General features: G+C 44.3%; 7 protein-coding genes. All 7 read left to right on the top strand.

From position 1 onward, the window contains the following. Positions 1–1,538, top strand: a 1,538-nt coding sequence (locus B7C60_RS15820; RefSeq protein WP_245869585.1) for a methyl-accepting chemotaxis protein, incomplete at its 5' end; no start/stop codon positions are given. Between the two features lie 9 nt (positions 1,539–1,547). Beyond that, on the top strand, positions 1,548–2,063 hold the full coding sequence (locus tag B7C60_RS15815; RefSeq protein WP_099612469.1) for a chemotaxis protein CheW: 516 nt from the start codon (positions 1,548–1,550) through the stop codon (positions 2,061–2,063). Between the two features lie 16 nt (positions 2,064–2,079). Next, positions 2,080–2,925 carry a CheR family methyltransferase gene (locus tag B7C60_RS15810; protein WP_099612468.1) on the top strand — a complete coding sequence of 282 codons (846 nt, stop codon included), beginning with the start codon at positions 2,080–2,082 and terminating at the stop codon, positions 2,923–2,925. Between the two features lie 160 nt (positions 2,926–3,085). Beyond that, positions 3,086–4,168 carry a protein-glutamate methylesterase/protein-glutamine glutaminase gene (locus tag B7C60_RS15805; RefSeq protein WP_099612467.1) on the top strand — a complete coding sequence of 361 codons (1,083 nt, stop codon included), beginning with the start codon at positions 3,086–3,088 and terminating at the stop codon, positions 4,166–4,168. Between the two features lie 144 nt (positions 4,169–4,312). Continuing rightward, the gene (locus tag B7C60_RS15800; protein WP_170887229.1) at positions 4,313–5,083 is read left to right on the top strand and encodes a DUF3450 domain-containing protein; all 771 of its coding nucleotides are present in this window, start codon (positions 4,313–4,315) and stop codon (positions 5,081–5,083) included. Continuing rightward, entirely contained in the window at positions 5,080–6,447 is a 1,368-nt protein-coding gene (locus B7C60_RS15795; protein ID WP_099612466.1) for a MotA/TolQ/ExbB proton channel family protein, read from the top strand. The genes B7C60_RS15800 and B7C60_RS15795 overlap by 4 nt, the downstream gene beginning before the upstream one ends. A gap of 9 nt (positions 6,448–6,456) precedes the next feature. After that, positions 6,457–6,920 (top strand): MotA/TolQ/ExbB proton channel family protein (locus B7C60_RS15790; RefSeq protein ID WP_245869583.1); only part of this gene is annotated, 464 nt, incomplete at its 3' end.

Genomic DNA, 6,920 nt, shown 5'->3' with positions numbered 1-6,920 from the left:
GTATCGGCGCAGCAGGGTTGTACGGGATGGGAAAAATGGTTGATGGATTAAAACATGTCTATCAAGACCGAACCATTCCTATCGGCCAACTGGGAGATATTAAAGCTCGCTTTTTGGGTAATCGTATTGCATTAGCGTTTGCTCAACTGGTGCCCGATGAAGAAAATATCGCGATGCAAGTTGCATTAGTGGAAAGTAATTTAAAAATAATAAACGAGAATTGGTCGAAATATGCGAACACGAGCTTAACCGCAGAAGAAGCACGTTTAGTAAGCCAGTTTGAACGAGACAATAAAGCTTTTATCACTCAAGCGATTGAACCCACCTTAGTAGCGTTGCGAGCCAATGATATCGAGACGGCTACCTCGCTAGCGGGAGATAAAGTTCGCCCGTTATATACACCAGTCGCCCAAGTGCTCGAACAGTTAATTGAACTTCAAATCAAAGAGTCAGCTAACCAATACCAAAGAGAAACATTACTTTACGATACGTTGCGCATAGTCTCTATATCGTCAATCGTGGTTGGCCTGATACTGGCGTTAAGTTTCGGTATTGTCATTATTCGAGGAATTTGTGGTCCTTTGGAAAGCGCAGTCCGGCTGTCTCAACAGTTGGCAAAAGGGGACTTGACCGCCAGTATTGAAGTAACCAGTAAAGATGAAATGGGCCGATTATTGCTGGCAATGCAGCAGATGGTGCAAAAAATCTCACAAATAGTGGGTGAAGTGAATGGTGCAAGTAATGCCTTAGCTTCAGCATCAGAACAGGTTTCTTCAACCGCGCAAAACTTAAGCCAAGGCGCGAGCGAACAGGCGGCTAGTGTCGAAGAAACCACTTCCTCCATAGAAGAAATGTCAGCTTCAATTGCTCAAAATACTGAAAATGCCAAAGTAACCAATGGTATTGCGAGTAAAGCAGCAAAAGAAGCACAAGATGGTGGTGCTGCGGTCACACAAACGGTCGCGGCGATGAAATCAATAGCGGAAAAAATCAGTATTATTGATGATATTGCCTATCAAACAAACTTATTAGCTTTAAATGCGGCTATTGAAGCTGCCCGAGCAGGTGAGCATGGAAAAGGATTTGCAGTTGTGGCGGCTGAAGTCCGTAAACTGGCCGAACGTAGTCAAGTCGCATCACAAGAGATCGGTGAGGTCGCCAAAAATAGCGTCGCATTAGCTGAACAAGCCGGGGAGCTGCTAGAAGAAATTGTACCATCCATTCAAAAAACAGCCGACTTAGTTCAAGAAATTAATGCCGCCTCAATGGAGCAGGCAACCGGTGCTTCACAAATAAATCAAGCGATGGAGCAGCTTAACAGCGTGACTCAGCAAAGTGCTTCGGCATCAGAAGAGTTAGCTTCAACTTCGGAAGAAATGAGTAGCCAAGCACAACAACTGCAACAATTGATGACGTTTTTTACCACCGACGCGTCGCGTGAAGTCCACACCAGTAAAAAACTGAATAAGCAACCCGTAAAACAGCAACACGAAACATCAACGTTGATTGATGATGATGCCGATTATGTTCGTTTTTAGGAGGTTAACATGACTGCATTAGCGGTAACTCCCAATGGTGAGGCGAATGACCAGCAATATCTAACGTTTTTATTGAACGGTGAAATGTATGCGTTTGCCATTCTGAACGTCAAAGAGATTTTGGAGTATGGGAAAATTACCCCGATTCCGAGAATGCCTAAATTTATTCAAGGCGTCATCAACCTTCGCGGTGAAGTTGTGCCGGTGATTAACCTTGCACACCGTTTTCATATTGAAGCTCAGCCGATTACCAAACGATCTTGTATTGTAATTATTGAGGTAGAAACAGAGACTCAGCGTCAAGATTTGGGGGTTTTGGTCGACAGTGTTTCTGAAGTCATTGATATACCGGGTTTAGATCTAAGAGCGGCACCTTCTTTTAGTTGCCAAATTCGTATCGACTTTATCCGTGCAATGGGTCAGTTACAGGATAACTTTGTCATCATCCTCGCGGAAGATAAAGTCTTATCGGTCGAGGAACTCGCCATGGTTGAGCAGGTGACTAACGAGTTAGTCACCTGGTAGAATAGAGGGGCTTCTTATGCCGTTTCTTGAATCGGTTTATCCAGAATGTTATCTATCGCATCACTTATCTGACCAAACATTTGTGCGTTATCAACGTTGGTTGTATGAGAGAGCCGGTATTTATCTCCACGATGGTAAAAAATCGCTAGTGATTGGCCGATTGGGATCGCGTCTTCAGCATCTTGGATTAGCGGATTGGGATGCTTATTTTAACTTTTTTACCTCATCAGTAGAAAGCCCGGCTCAAAAAGCTGAACAACAAATTGTTATTGATTTGCTGACAACTAATGAAACCTATTTCTTTCGTGAAGAAGCTCATTTTTCGTTTATTCAACAAGAGATTCTTCCTCAATACCTTGATCGCTCTCTTCGTTGTTGGAGTGCTGCTAGTTCATCTGGTGAAGAAGCCTATTCATTGGCGATGTTATTAATGGAGCACTATTGTCATCCTTGGCAAATTTTAGCCACTGATATCAGTAGCCGTGTTTTGGATGTGGCGAGACATGGTGTTTATCCACTGAGCCGAAGTGCCAATATTCCACTACATTATTTACAAAAGTATTGTCTTAAAGGGATTGGTGACAAAGCGAATGGGTTTAAAGTGAGCCGAGCGTTGCGTGAAAAAGTGAGCTTTCAGGCGGTCAATTTGCAAGATAACTTAGCGCGTTTTGGTCATTTTGACCTTATTTTACTCCGTAATGTGATGATCTATTTTGATGCGCGTTCTAAGCAGCGAGTGATTGATAATATTCAACGCCAGCTTAATGTCGGTGGATACCTATTTATTGGACACGCAGAGACGTTACAGTCTGTTCGTTCTTCTTTGACGCTGATCTCGCCTTCTATCTATCAAAAAGTTTAGAGATTATACCCAAACAATTTGAAGTTGCAGGTAGGCGGCAAGTGAGTGAATCCCCATGAGCATAGACTGGCTATGTGATTGGGGTGAAAGAACGTAGCCAACACCCCCTGCAGCTTCAAGTAGGAAGGGTATGGAATGGATGAATTGATTAGGAAATGCGATGACGCATAAAAAAATTAAAGTGTTGATCGTTGATGACTCGGCCGTTGTAAGACAGGTTTTCAGTCAAATGTTATCGGGACAGCCGGATATCGAACTATTACCTGCGGCGGCAGATCCTATTTTTGCCATGAAACGAATGCAGCAAACGTGGCCAGATGTCATGATTTTAGATGTTGAGATGCCAAGGATGGATGGTATTACCTTTCTAAAAAAACTGATGGCAGAACGTCCCATTCCGGTGATTATCTGCTCTACACTAACTGAGCAAGGCGCGCAAATTACTTTAGATGCGTTACAAGCTGGGGCGGTAACTATCATAACTAAGCCTAAAGTGGGTTTAAAAGGCTTTCTTGAAGAGAGCACCAACCAAGTACTACAAGCTGTCCGTTCGGCGGCTAAAGCACAACTAAAAAATTTACTTACTCCGCGTCAAACTCAGCTTGCTCGTCCGTCATCAACGGTCACAAAAAATGGGCCAACACCTTCGATTAATGCATTATTAAGCAGCGAAAAAATTGTTGTGATAGGAACCTCCACCGGTGGCACACAAGCGCTTGAGTATGTGTTGACCCGTTTACCGGCGCATTCGCCTGGGATTGTGATTGTCCAACATATGCCAGAGAAATTTACCGCAATGTTTGCAGAACGGCTCAATAACCTATGCCAAATTAGTGTCAGTGAAGCTAAAACGGGGGATCGTGTATTGCCAGGCTGTGCTTTGATTGCTCCTGGAGGAAAACACACTAAGCTCGTTCGAAGCGGAGCACAGTATAAAGTCGAGGTATTTGATGGCCCACCAGTGAACCGTCATAAACCATCGGTGGATGTCTTATTTCGCTCTACCGCTCAGCAAGCTGGAAAAAATGCTTTGGCCATCATTATGACGGGCATGGGAGATGATGGTGCCCGTGGGCTTAAAGTTCTACTGGATAGCGGAGCAAAGACGGTGGCTCAAGATGAAGCGACTTGCGTGGTATTTGGTATGCCAAAAGAAGCCATCGCGCTGGGGGCAGCACAGCATGTGAGTCCACTTGCGGGGATCATTACGCACATTCTTCAGTTCGAAGCCGATAGTCGATAGTCGATAGTCGATAGTCGATAGTCGATAGTCGATAGTCGATCTTAACCTATTACCTAAAAACAGCGAACCCGCTAAAATACAGTTGATAATGAGAGCTTTTATCAATAACATATCAGCATTCTTTCTTGGTAACAGATGATGATGATGAATTTGATAAAATCCAGCCTAATACTGCTTTCAGTGGTGTCCGTGCTGCCTTCTTATGCGAGTACACTGGATGATGCGAAAGCGATACAAAACCGGACCAATAACCACTCAGCCGTTAGCCAGAAAAAAATTGATAAAAGCTCGGCTGAAACATTAGCGCTCCAAGCTGAGATTGAACGGTTAAATGAAGAAGTAAACAACCTCACTATTTATCGAGATCACTTATCCGCTTTGGTAGTTAGCCAAGAAATGGAAATGAGTAATCTGGAAGAGCAGATGACAGAAATACATCAAACTCGCCAAGGAATTGTGCCATTGATGTATCGAATGATTGATGGATTAGAAAAAATCATCACGGAAGATAAACCGATTCGTCTTGCTGCCCGTCAAGAGCGCTTAGCTCGCTTACAGTTACTTATGTCTCGTGCCGACGTGAGTGATGCAGAGAAATATCGCCGTATTTTAGAAGCCTACCAGATTGAAATGGATTACGGTTCAAAACTTGGTGTTTATCAAGGCACGATTGATCTCAGCGATCAGGATCGGATTGAGGCAGATATTCTCTATTTAGGCCGTGTTTCTTTAGTTGCTCGTAATTTGAATGGCACTCGTTATTGGTCTTGGGATCAACACAGTAAGCACTGGCAACCATTACCTTCAGGTATCAAAGGTGACATTGATACCGCTTATCAGCTGGCCTATCAGCAAATTGCTCCAACATTACTCAACTTACCAGTTTCACTGACGGCGGCGGAGGCAACTCAATGAAACTTATCCGTTATATTACTGTTTTAGCACTGACTAGTGCGTTCATTTCTCCCATTTACGCTGATACGGTTTTACTTGAAAAAGCGCAGACAGAAAATCGGGTGCAAGGTATGCAAGACACCCAACGCGAAGCTGGTTTTTTAAAAACGGAACAGTCATTAAGAGAACAAAAAAATGCACTCCTTGCACAGCGAGATCGCTTACAAAATGAAGTGGATACATTATCAACGCGTTTTAGCAAAAATGAAAACAGTCTGGCCCGTTTGGAAGAAAAGCTGCGTCTTGAAACCGGAAGTTTAGGAGAAATTTTCGGTGTCGTTCGTCAAAATGCTAAAGAATTACAAGCTATACAAATGGCTTCCGTGACAGGGGTTGATCGCCAGCATTATGCTCCAATTGTAAAAGCCATTGTGGCCGCTCAATCACTCCCTTCCATGAAGCAATTAGTGGGATTATGGCAGGCAATGAACGAACAGATCATCGCTAGTGGTGAAGTGAGCCAAGCATCGATTGCGTTTATTGATGGGGAAGGTCATCAACAGCAAGTGAATGCGATTCGCTTAGGAGCGTTAGGTCTTGTGACTGAGCAAGGCTATGTGAGTTGGCATAATCAGCGTCAAGATGCGGTTGCGTATCAGCAGCAACCCGATAATGGGCCGAGTTATGCCTCGCTACAAACGCTCGTGCAAGGGGGAATGGCAAACGTCCTACTGGATCCGTCTCGCGGCTTATTATTGGAGCAGCTTGCGCTTGCTCCTACCTTACAGCAACGGTTCGAAGCTGGTGGTGTGATTGGTAAAATCATTTTGTTCTTGTTAGGTGTTGGATTGATCATTGCGATCTACCGAGGTGTGACGCTTGCGGTAGCACGACAAAAAATTCAGCAGCAACTCAAGACGCCTCATCATATAGGCAATAATCCGTTGGGTCGGGTGCTTTCGGTGTATGACAAAGAGCAAACCCGTAGTGTCGAAGCGTTAGAACTGCGTTTATTGGAAGCTGTGGTGGATGAGCAAGCCGGGTTAGAAAAAGGCCTTTCTATGCTCAAGCTGTTGGCCGCATTAGCTCCGATGTTAGGGTTACTCGGGACGGTAACCGGGATGATAGAAACTTTTCAGGTCATCACCCAATTTGGTAATGGTGATCCTAAAGTGATGGCAGGGGGAATATCAATGGCACTGGTGACCACCGTGTTAGGTCTAGTGGCTGCAATGCCTCTATTGCTGGCGCACAATATTTTGAGTTCGCAGGCCGAAAATATTCGTATCATTTTAGAAAAACAAGGAATTGGCTTAGTTGCTGAGCAAGCCGAACGTGAAAGTATGAATAACGATGCCAAAAAAGTTATCAGTCATGCTGCGTAAGGAGTTCATATGAATCAAGCTGATGGATTATTTTCCTTACCAAGCTTTTTCCTACCTCTTTCTGAGTTTATGGCTCAGGGGGGGGCCGTACTTTGGTGGTTAGCGGCGGTTGTGGCAATGTGCTGGTTGTTGGTTATCGAGCGTATTATTTATTTGGCCTTTATCTTTCCTCAACAGCGTAAGCAATGGATCGCGCAATGGCATGAGCGCAGCGATCAGCATTCATGGTATGCGCACGCTATTCGTTCAGGATGGATAGGACAAGCGCACATTCAACTCACTCAATATTTAAGTATGATCAAAGTGTTGGTGGCTATTTGCCCCATGCTTGGATTATTAGGTACGGTAACAGGCATGATTTCTGTTTTTGATGTAATGGCTACCCAGGGCAGTAGTAATCCTAAATTAATGGCCTCTGGTATCTCATTAGCAACATTGCCCACCATGGCGGGCATGGTCGCCGCTTTAGCTGG

This window comes from Vibrio fujianensis (genome assembly GCF_002749895.1).
GTDB classification, from domain to species: Bacteria; Pseudomonadota; Gammaproteobacteria; order Enterobacterales; family Vibrionaceae; genus Vibrio; species Vibrio fujianensis.
Note: the sequence above shows the minus strand (reverse complement) of the source record. Positions and strands in the feature narration are given on the sequence as shown.

What these genes read in the sequence shown, in the direction of transcription:
- B7C60_RS15810 (WP_099612468.1), top strand. Translation starts at nt 2,080, where the DNA reads ATGCCGTTTCTTGAATCGGTTTATCCAGAATGTTATCTATCGCATCAC.
- B7C60_RS15800 (WP_170887229.1), top strand. Translation starts at nt 4,313, where the DNA reads ATGAATTTGATAAAATCCAGCCTAATACTGCTTTCAGTGGTGTCCGTG.
- B7C60_RS15815 (WP_099612469.1), top strand. Translation starts at nt 1,548, where the DNA reads ATGACTGCATTAGCGGTAACTCCCAATGGTGAGGCGAATGACCAGCAA.
- B7C60_RS15805 (WP_099612467.1), top strand. Translation starts at nt 3,086, where the DNA reads ATGACGCATAAAAAAATTAAAGTGTTGATCGTTGATGACTCGGCCGTT.
- B7C60_RS15795 (WP_099612466.1), top strand. Translation starts at nt 5,080, where the DNA reads ATGAAACTTATCCGTTATATTACTGTTTTAGCACTGACTAGTGCGTTC.